The 20,075-nt window shown below is 59.6% G+C and carries 12 protein-coding genes; 11 read left to right on the forward strand and 1 reads right to left on the reverse strand.

The features are described from left to right. Positions 1 to 108: 108 nt before the first annotated feature. Complete coding sequence (gene ligA / locus DW823_RS05400) at positions 109 to 2,337, forward strand: NAD-dependent DNA ligase LigA (RefSeq protein WP_118080892.1); 2,229 nt, start codon at positions 109 to 111, stop codon at positions 2,335 to 2,337. Positions 2,338 to 2,499: 162 nt separating this feature from the next. Here the strand turns inward: ligA and DW823_RS05405 are convergent, their stop codons facing one another. Then, entirely contained in the window at positions 2,500 to 3,846 is a 1,347-nt protein-coding gene (locus DW823_RS05405) for an MATE family efflux transporter (protein WP_118080894.1), read from the reverse strand. A 352-nt stretch (positions 3,847 to 4,198) separates the two neighbouring features. On the opposite strand from DW823_RS05405, the gene DW823_RS05410 reads away from it, so the two are divergent. The 10 genes from DW823_RS05410 to DW823_RS05455 all read left to right on the forward strand — a co-directional run bounded on the left by DW823_RS05410 (position 4,199) and on the right by DW823_RS05455 (position 19,859). Continuing rightward, positions 4,199 to 5,236: a hypothetical protein gene (locus DW823_RS05410; RefSeq protein ID WP_118080896.1), complete on the forward strand. Its 1,038-nt coding sequence runs from the start codon at positions 4,199 to 4,201 to the stop codon at positions 5,234 to 5,236. Positions 5,237 to 5,469: 233 nt separating this feature from the next. After that, on the forward strand, positions 5,470 to 6,525 hold the full coding sequence (gene moaA / locus DW823_RS05415) for a GTP 3',8-cyclase MoaA (RefSeq protein ID WP_233543004.1): 1,056 nt from the start codon (positions 5,470 to 5,472) through the stop codon (positions 6,523 to 6,525). 4 nt (positions 6,526 to 6,529) lie between these two features. Beyond that, the gene (gene mobB, locus DW823_RS10015; protein ID WP_118080898.1) at positions 6,530 to 7,828 is read left to right on the forward strand and encodes a molybdopterin-guanine dinucleotide biosynthesis protein B; all 1,299 of its coding nucleotides are present in this window, start codon (positions 6,530 to 6,532) and stop codon (positions 7,826 to 7,828) included. Positions 7,829 to 8,091: 263 nt separating this feature from the next. Then, positions 8,092 to 9,378, forward strand: coding sequence for an MFS transporter (locus DW823_RS05425; RefSeq protein WP_158567273.1), 1,287 nt, complete (start codon positions 8,092 to 8,094; stop codon positions 9,376 to 9,378). 222 nt (positions 9,379 to 9,600) lie between these two features. Continuing rightward, the gene (locus DW823_RS09990; RefSeq protein WP_158567274.1) at positions 9,601 to 10,092 is read left to right on the forward strand and encodes an HAD family hydrolase; all 492 of its coding nucleotides are present in this window, start codon (positions 9,601 to 9,603) and stop codon (positions 10,090 to 10,092) included. After that, complete coding sequence (locus DW823_RS09995) at positions 10,092 to 10,421, forward strand: HAD family hydrolase (protein WP_118080904.1); 330 nt, start codon at positions 10,092 to 10,094, stop codon at positions 10,419 to 10,421. The genes DW823_RS09990 and DW823_RS09995 overlap by 1 nt, the downstream gene beginning before the upstream one ends. 504 nt (positions 10,422 to 10,925) lie before the next feature. Further along, complete coding sequence (locus DW823_RS05440; protein WP_118080906.1) at positions 10,926 to 14,372, forward strand: Spy0128 family protein; 3,447 nt, start codon at positions 10,926 to 10,928, stop codon at positions 14,370 to 14,372. Then, positions 14,365 to 16,035, forward strand: coding sequence for a SpaA isopeptide-forming pilin-related protein (locus DW823_RS05445; RefSeq protein ID WP_118080908.1), 1,671 nt, complete (start codon positions 14,365 to 14,367; stop codon positions 16,033 to 16,035). The genes DW823_RS05440 and DW823_RS05445 overlap by 8 nt, the downstream gene beginning before the upstream one ends. Before the next feature lie 114 nt (positions 16,036 to 16,149). Then, complete coding sequence (locus tag DW823_RS05450; RefSeq protein WP_158567275.1) at positions 16,150 to 17,901, forward strand: SpaA isopeptide-forming pilin-related protein; 1,752 nt, start codon at positions 16,150 to 16,152, stop codon at positions 17,899 to 17,901. A 1,040-nt stretch (positions 17,902 to 18,941) separates the two neighbouring features. Next, positions 18,942 to 19,859, forward strand: a complete 918-nt coding sequence (locus DW823_RS05455) for a class C sortase (RefSeq protein WP_158567276.1) — start codon at positions 18,942 to 18,944, stop codon at positions 19,857 to 19,859. Positions 19,860 to 20,075 lie beyond the last annotated feature (216 nt).

Below are 20,075 nucleotides of genomic sequence, written 5' to 3' on the forward strand. Positions count from 1 at the left end.
CCCCGGTCTAGCGGCTGCCGATTCGGTGCGGTTTGAGACCGCTATTCGGCCCCGTTGCGACCGGTGGTACTCTTGTATCCGTTTGAAATCGAGCGAAGGAGTGCCGCTATGGAGCAATCGAGCCTGTTTGGTGACGGCGTGGACATCGATACCGAAACGCCCACGACCGCGGAAGCCGCCGCACCGGCCGATGCCCGCGCCCAGGCGGCGGCGCGTGCGGCCGAGCTGCGCCACGAGCTCGATTACCACGCCTATCGCTACTACATGCTCGACGCGCCCGAGATCACGGACGCCGCCTTTGACAAAATGCTCGTTGAGCTGCAGGAAATCGAGGCGACCTACCCCGACCTGGTGACGTCCGACAGCTATACCCAGCGCGTGGGCGGCTACGTGAGCGAGCAGTTTACGCCGGTCACGCACATGGCGCGCATGTATTCCATGGACGATGCCATGGATCTGGACGAACTCGACGCATGGCTCCAGCGCACTGAGGATGCCCTCGGTGCCGGCAGCGTCACCTATACCTGCGAGCTTAAGATCGACGGCCTGGGCGTGGCGCTTACCTACCAAAACGGCGCCTTCGTACGTGCAGCCACACGTGGCGATGGCACCACGGGCGAGGACGTGTCGCTCAACGTCCGTACCATCAAAGATGTGCCCATGCACCTGTCCGAGCCGGCGCTCGCCCACATGGGTGCCGACCGCGAACGTACCATCGAGGTACGCGGCGAGGTCTACATGCCCAAGGGCAGCTTTGTACGCCTGAATGAAGAGGCCGATGCCGAGGGCCGCGACCCCTTTGCCAACCCGCGCAACGCCGCCGCCGGCAGCCTGCGCCAAAAGGATCCCAAGGTCACGGCGCGCCGCGACCTGGCCACCTTTATCTACGCCATTGCCGATACCGACCCGCTGCACGTCCACAGCCAGCGCGAGTTCCTCGACTGGCTGCGTAGCGCCGGCTTTAGCGTCAACCCCAACGTGGCCCGTTGCGCCACGCCGGCCGAAGTTCACGAGTTCTGCGCTCAGGCGCTCGAGCATCGCGGCGACCTGAACTACGACATCGACGGCGTGGTCGTAAAGGTCGACAGCTTTCAGCAGCAGCTTGACCTGGGCTTTACTGCCCGCGCACCGCGCTGGGCCATCGCCTTTAAGTTCCCGCCCGAGGAAAAGCAGACCGTCCTGCGCGAGATTCGCATTCAGGTGGGCCGCACCGGTGTGCTCACGCCGGTCGCCGAGTTCGACCCGGTGACGGTCGCCGGCTCCACCATCGCGCGCGCCACGCTGCACAACATCGACGAGATCCGCCGCAAAAACGTGCGCGAGGGCGACACCATCATCGTGCACAAGGCGGGTGACGTGATCCCCGAGGTCGTGGGCCCGGTGCTCGATAAGCGCCCGGCCGATTCGGTTGACTGGCACATGCCCGAGGCCTGCCCCGTGTGCGGCAGCCCCGTGGTTCACGAGGATGGCGAGGTTGCCTACCGCTGCGTCTCCATCGATTGCCCCGCACAGCTCAAGGAGCGCCTGCTCCACTGGGTGAGCCGCGGCTGCATGGACGTCGACGGCCTGGGCGATGAGATCGTCGACAAGATGATCGCCGCCGGCCTGATCCATGATGTCGCGGACTTCTACCAGCTTACGGTGGACGATATCGCCGGCCTGGACACGGGCCGCACCTATGCCAGCTCCAACAGCAAAAAGGGCGTCAAGAAGGGCGACCCCATTCCGGTAGGCCTCAAGACGGCCGAGAAAATCATCGCCGAGCTCAACAAGTCCAAGAGCCAGCCGCTCGGTCGCGTGCTGTTTGCCCTGGGCATCCGCCACGTGGGCAAGAGCGTGGGCGAGGTCATCGCCGAGCGATTCCTGTCGATTGACAAGCTCATCTTGGCGAGCGAAGAGGATATTGCCGAGTGCGAGGGCATCGGTCCCAAGATTGCGGCGAGCGTCAAGCAGTTCCTGGCCGTGCCCGAGAACCTTGCCGTGCTGGAGCGCCTGCGCCAGGCGGGCCTGCCGCTCGAGGTTGACCTAGGCGCCGCTCATGCGCAGGCCGCAGCCAACGCTGGCGTGGCGGGTGAGCTTGCTGACGCACAGCCGCTTGCGGGTCTGACCTTCGTGCTCACCGGCACGCTCGTCAACCGCACCCGCGACGAGGCGGGTGCGGCGCTCAAGGTGCTCGGCGCCAAGGTTTCGGGCAGCGTGTCAAAGAAGACAAGCTATCTGGTCGCCGGCCCCAAAGCGGGCTCCAAGCTCACCAAAGCCGAGCAGCTGGGTGTGCCCGTGCTGGACGAGGACGCACTCGAGCAGATCTTGGCTACCGGTGAGGTGCCCCAGGCTTAAGGCATCAATAGTCAAATTGAAGAACCGCCCGGAAAGCATGATTGAACTGCCTTCCGGGCGGATCTTATTTGGACGGGGCAACGGGCACTGTGATCTGCGTCACGTAGGTTGTGGGGTCGTCGCTGATGATGTCGTCGATGAGGGCGATCTCGCGTTGTCCCGCTACGCTACCAACTTGTCAAAAGCCCCGCGCCGGTTGAGTACGGTAAACGCGACAACGCAAATGACTGCCGACAAAATCGACCCGCACGGCGACGCGATGCCCATGGGAAAGAGCGTGTCGGAATAGGCGTTCGACAGCAGCCATGCACCGGGCACGCGAATGAGCGCCACGGCCAGCACGTTGTGCGCAAAGCCGATGTAGCTCTTGCCGTATGCAGCGAAAAAGCCGCTAAAGCAAATGTGGATGCCGGCAAAGATTGCATCGAAAATATAACTGTGCATATAGCCGGTACCGGCGGCGACCACCGCGGCGTCCTTGGCAAAAAAGCCGATAAACGCCGGCGCCACCAGCCACATCAGCGCCGTGATCAGGCAGCCGTACACCACCGAGATCGTCATGGCGTCCTTGAGCACCTGACGCGCGCGATCGCCCTTGCCCGCGCCGGCATTTTGCGCCGTGAGCGCGCTGACGGTGGCGCCCATGGAGCTCGGCACAATGAACAAAAAGCTGATCATCTTCTCGACCAGGCCCACGGCGGCGGCGTCGACGAGCCCTCGGTGGTTGGCGATGACGGTGATAAACATAAACGCCACCTGGATACAGCCGTCCTGCACGGCCACGGGCACGCCGATCTTAAGAATGCTGCCGAGCACCTCGGGCTGGGGGCGCAGGTCGCTGCGCTTAACGTGGATGTTCGTGCGGCGGCTCTTGAGCCACACGAGCGCGAGGACAACGCTGGCCGTCTGGGCGGTTACCGTGCCGAGCGCCGCACCCACGGGGCCGAGCCCCATGTGTCCGATAAACAGAAAGTCGAGCGCGATGTTGATGATGCATGCCACGCCAATCACGTACATGGGCGAGCGCGAATCGCCCAGCCCGCGAAAGATGGCCGAAAGAATGTTGTACGCGGCGATAAACGGAATGCCGACAAAGCAGATACGCAGGTAGGCGGCGGTTCCTTCGATCGCCTCGGCCGGCGTGCCAATGAGCGCCACAACCTGCGGGCACAGCGCAAGCAGGACAACGGCCAGCACCACCGAGACACCCATAAAGAGCGTGATGGTGTTGCCGATGGCGGTCTCGGCACGGTCGAAGCGACGCGAGCCCACGGCGTGGCCGACAATAACCGTCGTTCCCATGGCCAGGCCCACAAGCGTCACGGTAATGATATAGAGCGTCTGCGCGCCATTGCCCACGGCGGTGATGCCGGCGGCGCCGCTGAACTGCCCCATCATGTACAGATCGGCCATGCCGTAGAGCATCTGCAAAAAGTACGAGAGCATATAAGGCAGGGCAAAGACCGCGATGGTCTTGAGGACATTGCCGCGTGTGAGGTCGTGTTCCATGGGCGGGGCTTTCTGGCTGGGTTTGTTTACGTACCAGTGTAGTGAAAATCCTACAACGATTGTAGAGTCAAGGTTTATGTTGGGTGCCGGGCGAAAAAGTGAGCCTGTATTCATTTCCCATGGTTTAAAAGAGTTGGATTAACCCGTTCGAGCATGATGCTTTGACCTCTCCGTGCCCCTCGCCTCAAACCATCACAACATTCGATGTTTTTTGCCAAAATCGGGAAAAGCATCGAATGTTGTGATGGGTTTTCTGCCACTCGAACGGGTGGAATCGCTTTCTTGCGCACGAAGGTGTGCGGACCCGTGGGCAGGGGAATAAGGTTGGTTATCCGACTTCATTGGAGGGCTCATGGACCTGCCGATCGTCCTGTCCCATAAGACTGCCTGGCTGTACCACAACGTGGCGCGCCCGTCCGAGCCGCTCTCGCGAGCAAGCAGCCTATACGATGAGGACTCGCTTGCTAACGAGGCGGAGCCGACCGCGAGCCTGCCCAAATTGGGACTCGATGCCAAGGGACTGAGGGCTTCAACGGCTGCCGGGATTGTTACCGACTATCTGGTTTCGTTCGGTATTCCACGAGAAGAGCTCGATCATATCGACACGCTCGTCAACTTCGATTTTGAGCGTTCGACGCCGGCTGGATTTAGGTGCCACGTGTTTGGGGCGCCGGTACCTCCAGGCCATCTTATCGAGGTGGCAGAGGGCCTTCTAGTGGTTGATGAGGCCATGTGCTTTGTCCAAGCGGGTTCGTGGATGAGTGAGCCCGAGCAGCTGGAATATGGCTACGAAATCTGCGCCCGATACCATTTGAATCATCTGTCGACAGGCGATTATATCGAGATGGGGCAGAGGTATACCGTTGCCGACTTGATTGCTTATTGCAATGAGAACCGACCTCGTCAGGGGGCTATACGCGCGGCCGCCGTGCTCAGGCGCGTGCACGATGGCGCGCGGTCGCCCATGGAGACGGCCACCGCAATCATGGTCGTAGCAAAGCGTTCCCAGGGAGGGCTGGGATACGCCAAGATCGAGCTCAACCATCGGGTCGATGTTCCCAACGAGTTCAAATATCTCGCTAAGGCCGGGTATTTCGAGATCGACGTATATGCGCCTGCGAGTGGTACGGGGATTGAATACAACGGCTCGGACCATCTTGATAAACAGCGCAGCGCGTCGGATGCGGAGCGTATGACCGTGCTGAGCGCGCTGGGCTTTAGGATGATCGTCCTCACCGGGACTCAGTTTGCCCATCAGCTGCAATTTCACCGGGCGATGAACGCCATCGCGCTCGCAATGGGCCTCAAGTGCGACCGGAGCGAAGCGTTCCAAAAACGTCAGAACGACCTACGAGAATTCGTGATTCGGCACTGGGACGGCGGCCTTTAGGGGCGTTTTGGTCCTTCTGCGGGGTGCTGTGGGCAGGCAAACCATCACAACATTCGACGTTTTTTGCCAAAAACGGGAAAAGCATCGAATGTTGTGATGGTCTGTGTTGAGGATGGGCTTGGAAGGTCCGTTTTGTTCGAGGCGACCTGTCCTGTCGTACGGGTGTCGGCATGATTCTCTCGTGGGGTATTATGTTTTCCGAAGAATAAAACGCCGCGTGAGGGGAGGGCCGCGTGGACGGGCACGTGCAACATGACGGCTTTGGCCGCGATATCAACTACCTGCGCATTGCCGTGACCGACAAGTGCAATTTCCGCTGCATCTATTGCATGCCGGCCGATGGCGTGGCGCCCCGTGCACACGACGAGCTGCTCAGTGTCGAGGAAATCGCCCACTTTGTGCGATTGGTGGCGGGGGAGGGCATTCGCCGCGTGCGCCTGACGGGTGGCGAGCCGCTGGTCAGCCGCCGTATCATCCCGCTCATTCGTGACATTCGCGCGATTCCGCAGATCGAGGACATCTCGCTCACCACCAACGGCGCCCTGCTTCCCAAGTTGGCGCCGCAGCTCAAAGATGCCGGGCTTAACCGCGTCAACATTTCGCTCGACACGCTCGACCCTACGCTGTTTGGAAAGATCACGCGCCTGGGTCGACTCGAGCAGACCATGGCTGGCATCGACGCGGCGCTGGCTTGGGGCTTTGAGCCCGTTAAGGTCAACTGCGTTGTTGTGCGCCGGCTCAACCAGGATGTGGCGGCCCTTGCGCGGCTCATGCTCGATCGCCCCATTCACCTGCGCTTTATCGAATATATGCCCATTGGCGACGAGCGCACGAGCTCGCATTGCGCTGTGGACCCGCATGCGCCCGCGCTCAATCCCGAGCTGTGGGACGCGAGCGATACCGTGCCGAGCGACGAGCTGCGGGCGCGCATCAATGCCGGGGCCGCCGCGGCGGGACTGGGCGAGCTCGAGCCGCTCGACATCAACGACGCTCCTGCCGGCGCGGGCCCTGCGCGCTATTGGCACTTTCCGGGTGCGGCGGGAACAGTTGGCTTTATTAGCGCTATGTCCAACCATTTTTGCGCGAATTGCAACCGTCTGCGCCTGACGGCCGATGGCAACGTGCGTCCGTGCCTGTTCAGCGATGCCGAGTATTCGGTGCGTGAGGCGTTGCGTCGTGGTGATGATATGCAGGTACTTTCGATTTGGCGCGATGCCGTGGCCCACAAACCGCAGGAACACGCGATAATTGAGGGCACGCAACGATTTATGTCCCAAATCGGAGGATGATCATATGGCCAAGAGCAGGTACGCCGATGCCACCAAGGCCGCTCGCAGGGCCGCGATGTCTGCCCATGCGGCCGCGGTGAATGCCGACAACGCCGACGCGTCCGCGCAGCCGACTGCCAGTGCTGCTACCGAGCCCGCCCGCGACGCCCGTCGCGACGAGCTGACGCACGTGGACGCCAAGGGCGAGGTGCGCATGGTCGACGTGTCCGACAAGGCCGAGACCCATCGCATTGCTATCGCCGAGGGCACTATCCTCATGCACTCCGAGACGCAGGCTATGGTGCTGCAGGACCGCGCCAAGAAGGGCGACGTGCTTGCCTGCGCACGCGTGGCGGGCATCATGGCCATCAAGCGCACGAGTGACATCATCCCCATGTGCCATCCATTGCTCATTACCAAGAGCAAGTGCGACATTGCGCCTATCGCTCCGGCGGGGACGCCGGTCGAGGACGTGCCCGAGGGCTGGGCGCCGGCGCGCGCGGACGGGCAGGTTGGCTTTCACGTGCTGGTTACGGCCGGCGTGACGGGCAAGACAGGTATCGAGATGGAGGCGTTGACCGGCGCGAGCGCCGCGTGCCTGACCATCTATGACATGTGCAAGGCGGTCGATCGCGGCATGGAGATCGTCGACGTGCGCCTGCTGCACAAGGAGGGCGGCCGCTCGGGCGTGTGGGATCGTGCGGAGCGTCAGGCCGCTGCTGTTGAGGCTGCTGCCGCTGACGGTGCCGCGCCCGCGAACGCACCCGTCGCCGCCGCGCCCGCAGTTCCGGCCCCGGCCGTCCCCGCGATCGCGTTTATCGGCTACCAAAACTCGGGCAAGACCACACTTGTCGAGAAGGTCATTGCCGAGCTCACCCGCCGCGGCCTGCGCGTGGGTTCGCTCAAGCATCATGGGCATCACGGCTTTGATATCGACGTGCCCGCTAAGGACACCTGGCGCCATCACCAGGCCGGGTCCAAGCACGTGGGGCTCATCTGCGCCACGCGCTGGGCGGAGTACGCCGACACGCGCGAGGAGGACGAGATGTCCGCGCGCGAGCTGCTGTCGCGCTACAACGATGTCGACGTGGTGATCATCGAGGGCTACAAGACCGAGGGCTTCGACAACATCGTCGTCGCACGCTCCGGTGTCGACCGTCTGCGCGGCAAGAGCTCGCTCGACCTGGTCGATGGCCACACGCTGGCCCTTGCCTGCAACGAGGCCCTGGCGCGTCAGGCCTTCGATGCCGGCTTTGCGACCCGAGCCATCAACATCAATGACGCCCGAGCCATCTGCGATCTCATCCAAGATCACCTGGCCTAAAACCTGCCAAAAAAGACAGGTCAATTTGGCAGGTTTTATCTGGGCAAACGTCATTTCCACCACAAAGGGGACAGGCACCTTTGTGGTGGTTTTTGCTTTGTTGGATGTGTGGGACATGCCTTACAATCTACCAAGTAGTTCATACTGAGCGAAAAACGGAGAGAAGGGTCCTGATGCGTCCTTAATGTTTCATGCGGATAGATTGATTTGACAGACGGTGGCGAATACCCACCGTGCGCATTCGTATGAAACAAGGAGTCTCCATGCTCGCCTCTCTTTTCTCAAAGCCTCAATCATCGCTGTCCGCGCAGGCCAAGCGCCTGGTGGCGATGCGCTTTCTCATCTACACCGGCTTTCAGACCAGCTACTTTATCGGCGTCATCGGAACGCTCACCTATGCGGATGGCGCTTCGGTTGTTGCGACGTCACTGGCTGTCCTCTTTATGAACGTCTTTGTGATTCTGGGGTCCTTTGCGGGCGGTGCGGCGCTCGACGCCTGGGGCCCACGTCGCCATTTCTTGTTGAGCATCGTCGGCACGCTGGCGACGGGCGCGGCAATTATCGCCTTTGGCAGCGCGACCGGAACAGTCCTTGCCGGCGCGGTACTCCTGGGCTTTGTGATGGGATTCGCCCAGCCCATCGCCACGTCCTATCCGGCGTATCTCACCGACGACCCCGTCGAGCTCAAAGACATCAACTCCGCCATAACCATGTTCTCCAACGTGAGCATTATCGTCGGCCCCACACTGGGCGGCTTTGTCGCGGCGGCTGCATCGTCACGCGCGGTGTTCGTGCTCATGATGATCTTTACCGTACTGGCGCTCGTCGCCGGTTGGGGCTTTAGGCCGCAAGCAAGTCGCGCCGCCGCGCGCGAAAGTACTCCCGCGGATAGCAGCACAACGGCAAGTACTGCCAATCAAAGCCCCGACTCCAGTAAATCCACCCGCGCAACCTTCGCGACCAGCATCAAGACAGTCTTTACCAATAGCGTCCTCGCCCTACTGTTCTGCATTATCTTTCTTTCGAACTTTGGCTATGGCGCCTTTGACCCGCTGGAGTCGTTTTTCTACCGCGATGTTCTGCATGTCGGTGTCGAATGGATGGGCTGGCTCTCGTCGGCCAGCGGTGTGGGCGCGGTGCTGGGCGCCGTGGTCGCGCTCCACTTGCCGCCGCGCTTCGTCAGCCTCAAAACGCTGCTCGTGTCACTCATGTCCGTGGGCGTGGGAAGTCTGATTTATGTGGGGACACCGTACGTGGGCGTGGCCCTTATCGGCCAGATTGTCCTGGGCGTGGCCTGGGGCGTCGTCAACCCGCTCCACAACACGATCGTGCAAACGACGGCTCCGCTCGAGCAGCTCGGTCGCGTCAACTCGGTCATGGGCTTTGGCAACATGTTCGCCGGCGTGGCGCCGCTGGCGATTGCCCCGTGGCTGGCGGCGACATTTGGCGTGCAGCAGACGCTTGTAGGGGCGGGCATGGTCGTGACGGCAGTTCCCGCGGCGTTGCTGCTGTTTGGCCGCCGGCATTTCGATCGTTCTGCAAGGCAGTAAAACCATCACAACATTCAGTGAGAATCGCGATTTTGCCGAAAAACGTCGAATGTTGTGATGATTTGCGCTCCGGTCAGGTCACCCTTCGGGTTTGGTCACCACAAAGGGGCCAGGCACCTTTGTGGTGGTTTTTGCTTTGACAGTCCGCGCCTGCGCCTTGGTATACCATGTACGCCGTTTGCGAATACACCCCACACCGCCGCACAACCCAGAAAGGCCCCCATGGACACCACCTTCAGCCACATCAAGGCCGTGTTCTGCGATATCGACGGCACGCTGCTCACGAGCCAGCACACGGTGTCCCCGCGCACCGTGGCGGCGATCCGCGCCCTGCGCGAGCGCGGCGTGCTCTTTGGCCTGTGCACCGGGCGCGACGCCCACGCGACCGAGGCCATGTACGAGCTCTGGGGCATCGAAGGCCTGGTGGACGTGCTGGTAGGCTGCGGTGGTGCCGAGGTCATCGACCGCGCGCACGACATCAACGAGCTGAGCTATCCGCTGCCGGGCGAGACCATCGCGCGCATCTGCAAGCACATGGCGGACCTTCCGGCAACGCCCGTCTGCCCCCGAGACGGCGTGTTCTACGTGCCCGAGAGCAACGCGTGCGTCGAGCACCTGTCACGCGTCGACGGCGTGCCCTACCAGGTGGTCGATTTTGCCGAGTTTTTGCGCGAGCCGCAGCCCAAGGTGATGTTTACCATGGCGCCGAGGTAATGCCGCGGGCGATTGAGCGGGCGTCGACGTTTGCCGATGACACTGTTAAGGCGGCGGCTCTGCAAACCACGCAGCGGCTCTACGAGTTCATGGATCCGCACGTGTCCAAGACGCGCGGCCTTGTGCGCGTGGCAGAGCTCAACGACATGGAGCTTCAGAACATCTGCGTGTTTGGCGATGCCGATAACGACACCTGCATGGTGGCCGACGCCGGCGTTGGCGTGGCCATGGCAAACGGCAGCGCCGCCACCCGCGCCGCCGCCGATTTTGTAACCGTCAGCAACGACGAAGACGGCATTGCGATCTTTGTCGAGGAACATCTGCTGTAGCGCCGGGGGAGAACCCCCGCAATGGGGACAGGCGCCTTTGTGGTGGCCTCAGGCGATTTGGGCGAATTGATGCCTAAAATCTGCGCGATAATTCAAATATAGTTGTCTGAACATCATGCCTCTAACCACCGGTGGGTTAAAGATATTCTCATCAGTTTGGTAGGATATTCCTTCCGGTTAATAATCTACCGTTCACGGTCGATTTTCGACCGTTCACAGGATGTTTGCTCTTGAGCAAAAGGTTGTGCAAATAAATAAAATGCTATTAAAAAACTGATAACTAACTTAATTACCAGTAGAAACAGATATTTTATAGCGAATAAACGAAGGCAAATCTAAACAATTGTCAAGAGAATTAAGAACTTGCACAAAAATGTCGGTTTTGCTGCTCAGATGTTTAAACAATCGTTATAATTGCATCACTTAGCGAGCGCAATTACAGATTGCGCAGATACGTTTGATAGGGAAAGAGCAAGATCGCGGTCTCTTGGGGAGGAGACATCGATGAAAGCGAATTCGGACAAATCTAAGCAGAGTAATAAAGCGACGCGCCGTGTACTGGCAGGCGTTTTGTGCGGAGCCTCCGTTTTGAGCCTGGTACTGTCGCTCGTCATGCCCCCGATCTCGCAGGCCATTGCCAACGATGCCCAGACGGTTTCTACCGAGGAAACTGTGATGGGGGGTTCCTCAAGTGAGTCTACTGGTATAGACAACAGTACTAACGGGGATGCCGGCACAGACGCCGAAAACCAGAACAGCGACGATGCTGCGAGCGACGACGACGCTCGGCCGGAGGAGCAGTCCAAGGACGAGTCGCAGGCGGAAGATAATGATGCGATGGATGTTAACGCTGTCGCGTCAGCCGAGGAGGCTGCAGAGAGCGAAGAGACAACCACAGCTATTACTAACATTACTAACGCCGATGATTTGTCAGCTAAGCTTCAAGGCGTTGGGGAAAACCAAACTGCCTGCTTCGAGCTTACAGCTGATATTGACTATGCTGGTGAAATCAAACTTGAGAAGAGCGGCAGCAATATAACGCTGAACTTAAACGGTCATAAGATCAAGTGCTTGAACACCGACAAGCCGTTATTTGATGTTGCTAACGGCGCAACACTTACAATTAAGGACGAAATTAAGGACTCCGCGCCGGTGACTGAGACGGTCAACGATGTCCAACAGCTGACTGATCAGGGGCAGAAGCTGGATCCCAATAATTATGGCAAGAAAGTCGAGCTAAATTACGTTGGTGGCATTCCGTCTAATCTTACCTACTACGTGACCAAATCGACTCCGAGTGGTACAGGGACAATCGAGACGCTTGTCAGACATAACGTCGATATTAAGGGCGCCATCGTGGCGTGCGACGGCAACGCAAATCTAAAGCTCATCAATCTGTATAACAACAACGGCAAGGGTGGCACGTTTAACCTTGTGAGCGGCGTGATCACGCAAAAACAAGGCAGCAGCGTTAGCAGCTTGGTCTATGCCGAGAACGGCTCTACCGTCAACATGCGCGGCGGCTATGTGTGTGGAGCTTCTGGCTCGGGTGCGGGCGGCGGAATTGAAATACACGGTAATTCGACCCTCGAGGTTTCCGGTGGCGTAATTGCCGGCAACAGTGCTCCTAGTGGCGGTGGTGTGTATGCTAAAGACTCCACGGTCAACATAACTAATGGCGTAATCTCCGGCAACAGCACGCTTGCTACTGGTGTTGGTTTCGGCGGCGGCATCATGGCCGAAGGCGGCAGCGTTACTGTTTCTGGTGGCTACATTACTAACAATAAATATGCCAATTACTGTGGTAACGATGGTAATGGCGATCATGGCGGTGCTGGACTTGCCGCTAAAAACGGTACTCATGTCACCATTTCGGGCGGCCAGATCACGGGCAACTATTCTGAGGAAGCCGGCGGCGGCGTCTATGTGACCGACATCGAACACCAAGGGGCGAGCTCGCGCAAGACAATGGCATGGCTCAACATTACGGGGGGAACTATTGCCTCTAACGTGAGTTTTCGCTCTGAGGGTGCCGGCATTCGCGTGGGCCAGATGGTTGACGCGATGATAAAAGGAGCGTCAAATTCAAATCCAGTCTATATCACTAATAACCACTGCATGTCTCGCTTTGACTGGGGTGGAGGCGGCATCTTCGTCCAGGGCGATTCTAAGGTCGCGTCTAATGCTGGTAGGCTATTTGTCTATAACTCCTATATAAGCAGCAATGAGGCCGGTGGCTACGGTGGCGGCGTTGCGGTTTGCCCGACGGGTAAGACTTTGGTGACAGGCACCGACGGCACGGCGATTTTCGGTAATACTTCTGCCGGAAATGAGCAAAACGCGAACGATTACGAATCCGTGAGTAATACAGGCAATAACGGCACCCCCCATCTTTCCGGCGGTGGTCACGGTAAGGACCAGGACTCCGACGCCTACAATGCCGAAGTGTTTCGCGAAAACGGCCACGCGGACTTCTTCCTTGCGGCGGAGGGTCATACGACTCCGATCGCGGCGGTGATTGGCAAAATGCTTGGCGGCGGCGATGCTAAGTATCGGGGAAGCTTAGAGCTCCAGAAAGCCATTACTATCCCCGCTAACGGTGGCGTGCAGGTATATAACAGCATCGGCCTGAGTTCGGATGTTAAGGCTCAAGACCCCGAGGCGATCAATGCGCGAAAGGCTGCGCTAGAGGCGGGCGCGACGTTTATCACGGGCAATTATTCCTGGAACCATGGCGGCGGCATCATGTCGAACGGCGACCTGTACATGGGCGCGCCTGAGGACACGTATGTCTATCCGAGCCTCAAGCTCAAGGCGACCAAGAAGCTGGAAGGCCGCAAGCTCAATGATGGGGAGTTCTCCTTTACGGTGTATCGCAAGGATTCAGACGACCCTTTGGCTGGCACGACAGCTGGCACGACATTCAATCGCGACGTTTGCACCGAGGTTGGAACAGCAGCAAATGATGCAGAAGGCAGCATTACGTTTGACCTTGGTGAACAATTCGCATCGAGTGGCGCGGGTAACGAAATCACATACTACTTGGTCGAAGATCCCGGTGGTGATTCTGGCATCACGTACGACTCCAGCGTGTATAAGATTGTGGTGACGGCCGAAGATACCAAGACCTTGCTCATGTCTGTTCCGAGTAAAGAAAACTCAAGCCAACTGAAGGATCTTTACATCCATAACTACACGATTAAAAACGTCGGTGTAACCAAGTACGAATTCCGCGAGTCGTCTGGGAAGTGGGAGAACGTAAAAGCGAGGAGCAAGGTGCAGAAGAGTGGAGACTATTATCCAATTATCTGTGAGGGCGACTCCACGACTTTCACTAACAAGTTCACTCCGTACGACTCGAAGGGCTCCTGGACGCCTATGGCGACTAAGGTCGTTGAGGGTGGCGAGATGAAGGAGTTCACGCTCAAGCTTGCGACCGACACAGATTTTACGGATATCGTTAGCAGCAAGTCCACCACTGCCGACGGCGACAAGTCCCAGACCCTGAGCTTCGACAAGATTGATTACAAACTCGATCAACTCGACCAGCTCGCGTCTGGCCCCACTGGCCGTGGTGCTTCCAAGACCTTCACGTACTACGTGCGCGAGAAAGACGACGGTTCGCTGTTCTCGCACTATACGTACGACAAGTCGGTCTATCAGATTACGGTTAACGCGACTGACGACTCTAACCACCATATCGACGTCACTGCGACCTACAAGCAGATTCAGGATCGTGATGGCAATGAAGTGACCACTGACACGCCCCACGACCTCACCGGCAAGTCCACTCCCACCTTCACCAACACCTACTCCACCTCTTTGCCCCTTTCTGGTATGTCGGGCGTCACTCTGACGTACCTTGCCGGCGCGGCGGTGCTTTGCGCTGCTGCGGCCTGGATGCACATTCGTCGCAAGGCGAATGCGAAGGGAGGCGAGCGTCGTGAATAAGAAAGTTTGCTCCTTCCCGATCTTGTTTGCGCTGCTTGCCCTCCTGATCGGCATCTGCGCGGTTGTGTTCCCCGCATCCGCGCAGGCCGCGCCGACCTCGACCGGTTCCATCACTGTGAGCGGCACCGTGGCGAGCAGCTACGACGCCTACCAGATCTTTAGCGCCAACGTCGTCGACGGCGACAGCGACGCCAGGATCGCCACCGACCTCGCCTGGGCAAGCGACGCCGCGCGCGACGCCGTCCTGCCCGTGCTGCACAGCGCCGGCATGCCCAATTCCCAGACCACCGCGCAGGAAGCTGCCGAGTGGCTCAACGCCGATTCCCACCTTACGAGCGCGCTGAGCGCACAGCTCGCTCGTTCCCTCCAGAGCTCTGGCGTCGTGTTCGTGGCCCTTAACGCGGGCACGGAGGCCAAGCTGCCCTGCGGCTACTGGCTCATCGTCGCCGACGACGCCACTATCGCCCAGGGCGAGGCCGGCACCGCGCCGATCATGGCCCTGGTGGGCGGCAGCGCCGTCACCGTCAAGCCCAAGGCGGCGACCCCCAAGGTCGCCAAGCACGTGCTGGAGGACAGCACCGACGCCTGGCAGAAGGCCGCCGACGCCACGGTCGCCGATGACCTGTACTGGCGCCTCTCTGCCACGGTCCCGGCGGGTCTTACCGCCTACGACACCTATACGGTGCGGTTCGTCGACACCATGAGCGCGGGACTCGACCCCTCCAAGGTGGCCGCGAGTATGCGCGTGTACGCGGCGGCGGGCGCGGACGGCGGCTTTGACACGGTCCAGACCGGCAAGGACGGGCGCGCCGGCACCGACCCCGCGAAGGGCTGGACCGATATCACGGCCCAGTGCGCCACCAAGGTAGCGGCCGACGGCAAGACCTTCACCGTGCGCACCGGCGACCTGATCGCCGCACTCGGCGGGGCCGACGCCTTCACCGCGGGCGCCCGCGTGGTCGCCGTGTACAACGCGCCGCTCAACAGCGCATGCAACCACGGCATCGCGAAGGGCAACCCCAACGAGGTCTACCTGCGCTACCCGCGCTCTCCCTTTGCCGATCAGTCCGGCGACGCGGGCTTCACCCGCACGCCGAGCGAGGATGCGTGCGCCTACACCTGGGATCTCGCGCTCACCAAGCGCGGCAGCGACGGCGACAAGCCGCTTGCCGGGGCGGTCCTGAGCATCGCCGACGACCGCGGCCGCACGCTGGCGGCCGACGGCACGTGGGATGCGGAGGGCAAGGCCACCGTCACCACGGGCGAGGACGGCCGCGTGACCGTCTCGGGCGTGGACTCGGGCAAGCTGGAGGTCCGCGAGCTCAAGGCGCCCAAGGGCTACACCGCCTTTGAGGGCACGCGCTCCGTGACGGTCAAGGCTGAGGGCCTGGACGTCGACCAGGTGGCCGCCGCCAAGCCCAAACTCACCATCACGGCCGAGTCGCCCCTGCGCGCCGACAGCGCGGACGGGTCGACGGGCAGCCTGGAGGCGTCGCTCATCAACACGCCCACCGGCACACCCCCTAGCATTACCACCGGAGGCTTTATGCCCTCGACTGGCGATATGGCAATGTACGCCGCGGCCGCCGCAGCGGTCGCCGGAGCCGCGCTCCTCGTGGTCGCGCTCCTGGTCAAGCGGGGAGGTGGCAGCCATAAAGAGTAGCTGGCAGCCCCACAGAGAGCGGGGCGAGACGTAGCGAAGTAGATGCTAAGACACAGACAGATGATGACCGATCGAATTGGAATCAAACGGAAAGTAGAGGAAAAGAAGATGAGCATGAACAAGAATATCGCACGCCTGGCAGTAACCGCCGGCCTCACAGCAGCGTTGAGCTTCGGCGGCGTGATGGCCCCGGTGACCATGGCGTTTGCTGCTGAGGGTACGCCGACGGTGGCCACGGACGGCAATGTAAAGATTGACGAGAAGACCTATAAGGACACAACCTTTAAGGGTATCCAGATTTTCACGGCAAAGGTTACGCAGAATTATGATGGAAGTGCCTGGTCTGGCGATAAGACCCTTTCCGATATTGATTGGGCGTCGCCTGATGTTATGAGTGTTGTGACTAGTGCATTTGCTGACGTCGTGGGGGCTCCTGCTGCGAATGCAGGCGCTCAGGCTTGGGCCAAGTACATTAAAGAAAATGCCGGTGATAAAGTTGGCCAGACTGCCAAGGTTGACGCTGGCTCCACGTTGGATAAGATTGCTGCCGCACTTGAGGGTTCGACTCTAACCTGGACAACCCCAGGCGATTCCAGCAAGGGAGACTTTAAGGCTTTAAACACCGGCTATTGGCTCTTTGTGACTGCAAATGTTGGTTCGACCACATCTAGCGATTTGGCCAACGGCAATACCGACGCCTATACCTCGCCAATCTTCACTGTCGTCGGTGGTGAAGATGTAAAGGCGGAGCCCAAGAAGGATGTCCCCAACGTGACCAAGGCCGTCAAGGATGACAAGGACGGCAAGTTTGTTACGGACGATAGCAAGAATGTTTTCATCGCAGCCAACAAGGCCGCCGACTCCGCTGCTGAACAGCTTGTTGAATATCAGCTTGCCGGCACTGTGGCTAGCAACATTAACACATACGTCAAGTACAGCTACACTTTCACCGACAATCTTCCCTCCACGATGGTGCCGAATCTTAATGGAAATAACCCGGTCGTTGAGGTCAAGATTAACGATTCAGTCGTAGATCCCACTTGCTACAGTGCGGCCTATGTCCCGGGGAAAAGCACGAATATGCTCACTGTTTCCTTCGAAAACCTCAGAGAAGCAAAGGATACGGCTGGCAATCCTATCACCGTTGACGGTAGTTCGACAGTCTATGTGAACTACAAGGCCAAACTGGATGCCAACAAGATTACGCAGGATATGCTCGGCAAGGCCCAGGTGAACAATGTCAAGTTGACCTATTCCAACAACCCGCACACCAATGGCACCGGTACCACGGTTGACCATCCGGCCTACGACTACACCTATGGTATCGATGTCACCAAGGTTGGTAGCGACGAGGACAAGACTGGCAAACCCAAGACCCTCGAAGGCGTTCAGTTCACGCTGCAGGAGAAAGACTTCAGCGAATTTATCAAGGCCGACGGTACCACGACGTCAAATAAGGATGATGCAATTCTGACGACCGACAGCAACGGCAAGATTAACGTTGTCGGTCTCGACGAGGGCACCTACGTTCTCACTGAGGTTAAGCCTGCGCCCGGCTACAACAACTCCGCGGCAAACGGCGTGACCTTTACTATCAGCCGCACGCTCAATCAGGACGGTGCGGATGTGACGCCCGACACTACGAGCGCCATTGTAGCAGGTCAAGATGTTGTCCAGCAGAACTCCGCGAAAGCTGAAGTCGGCAAGCTCAGCTTTACCATTGTCGACCAGAAGGGCTCCGGCCTCCCGCTGACCGGTCTCAACGGCGTGACCTTCACTTGGATCGCTGGTGGCGCGGTTCTGTGCATCGGTGTGGCGCACCTCATCCGCAGCCGTAAGCAGGCCGAGGAGTCCGAGCAGGAGTAACGCTCACCCACCCATCCCTTTGGCAGGTGGGATGTGATGGCCATGAGACTTGCGGACACTTTTCTCGTCCATCGACGTTCTTGCTTTGCCATTCTCTTTACGGGGCAGACTCCGCACTGGAGTCTGCCCCGTTTTTTTGGGATAGCGCAGCTAGCCTCCATCGTCCGATGCGGACTCATTCGTCATCGCGTTTCTTGACTCGTATGAGGTTCGGTTTAAGGTCCGTAGGCGCACGCTCGGTGCGGACGGTGGACGGCATTTGCGTCGAAAGCGCACATAAGAATGCCCGGGGGTCGGATCCCGGGCATTTAACAAAAGCTGAAAACTAGGCCGCCCGTGCTCTCGTACACTTACGCGGGGTGCGTCGTTTCCTGTGGCTATTGTATTCTGAATCGCCCCGCCGATTCGGGACATTTTGAAAACGCAAACACGTCGGGCAAACCCGGACAATGCGGCCAGGCTCCGCCGGGCGAGGAGCCGTGTGTGTAACTATCGAACAAATGTTTGTCAAAATCGCGTTTACCGGGCGTTGGTACATACACTCGCAGTAAAATATCCTTGCGACGTATCCCGTGCGCGGGCGGCCGACGACTCGATCGGAGGTCCCCAAATGCTGAAATTCCTTAACGCCCTCGCCGCCCTCGCGGCGGTGGGCACGTTCGTCATCGCGTTTCTTGACTCGTATGAGGTTCGGTTTAAGGTCCGTAGGCGCACGCGCGGTGCGGACGGTAGAAGGCATTTGCGCCGCAAGCGCAAATAAGAATGCCCGGGGTTAGAGGCCCGGGCATTTAACAACACCGGAAACTGGTCGCCCGCGCTTTCGATCACTTACGCGGGGTGCGTCGTTTCCTACAGACATTGTATCCCGAATTGCCCAGCCGATTCGGGACATTTTGAAAACTCAAATGCTGGCTTATCCTCGACTGGACGGTGCAGTCTAGCTGCGTTGTCCGGCGCATGAGCTCGCGAATCGGCTATTATTTGTTTAGACAACTTGAGTTGTAGAGGAGTGACCGGCGATGGTGCAGGGCGCCAAACATATGAAGAGCAATAACGCCGCGGCCGGCGGTGGCTCAAGCCCTCAGCCCAAACCTCAACCAAAGCCCAAGCGCCGTCGCAAGCGACTGCCGCGCTGGGCCGACCGGCTCATCACCATCGTCATCATCCTTATCGGCGTGGGCCTTATGACCTGGCCGTGGATCTTGGACCGGCTCGAGGCCTCGGGCGTGTTCAACCAGATCAGCACCGTGTCCAGCACCGTGGACGCGCTATCTGCCGAGGAGCGCGAGCGCATCCTGCTCCAGGCGCGCTCCTTTAACGAGCAGCTGGCGGGCGAGGCCACCGAGCTCCCCGCCGACCAGATCGAGCCCTACGCCCAGCAGCTCATTTTTGACCGCGACCCCATGATGAGCTGGGTCGAGATCCCCTCCATCGACGTGAGTATGCCCATCTACCACGGCACGAGCGAAGAAGTCCTTATGGCGGGCGTCGGCCACCTGGAGGGCACGAGCCTGCCGGTGGGCGGCACCTCGACGCATTGCGTGCTTACCGCGCACTCGGGCATGCGCAACCTGAGCATGTTCGACGACATCCACTCGCTGGAGCCCGGCGACCTGGTGCTGCTGCACACCATGAACAAGACGCTCGCCTACAAGATGGTGGACTCCGAGGTCGTGCTGCCCGAGGAGATGGAGTCACTGACCATCGAGCCCGGTGCCGACAAGGTGACGCTCGTTACCTGCACGCCCTATGGCGTGAACGACCATCGCCTGCTGGTGCATTGCGTGCGCACCAAGTACAACAAGAAGGACGTCGACAAGCAAAAGTCGCTGGCCGGCCGCCACTGGGGCAAGCGCGAGTTTGCCGTCCTTATCGTGGTCATAGCCATTGTGCTGTTGCTGCTGGACATCGTGATCCACGCGGTCCGCAAGCGCCGCAAGGCCAAGGCCTCGGCATAAGACATTCTCCAGAACCACCGCAAAGGGGACAGGCACTTTTGTGGTGGTCGGGGCTTCCAAACCATCACAACATTCGATGAAAATCGCGATTTGGACGAAAAGCGTCGAATGTTGTGATGCTTTTCGTTGCGGGCGGGACGGTTTTCGCTATGGACGGTGCGGTTTCGCTGCAGAACCGCCAGCCCGCCGCCTGCCAGCCCGCCGCCCTCGTTACGT

This window comes from Collinsella sp. AM34-10 (assembly GCF_003469185.1).
Taxonomy (GTDB): domain Bacteria; phylum Actinomycetota; class Coriobacteriia; order Coriobacteriales; family Coriobacteriaceae; genus Collinsella.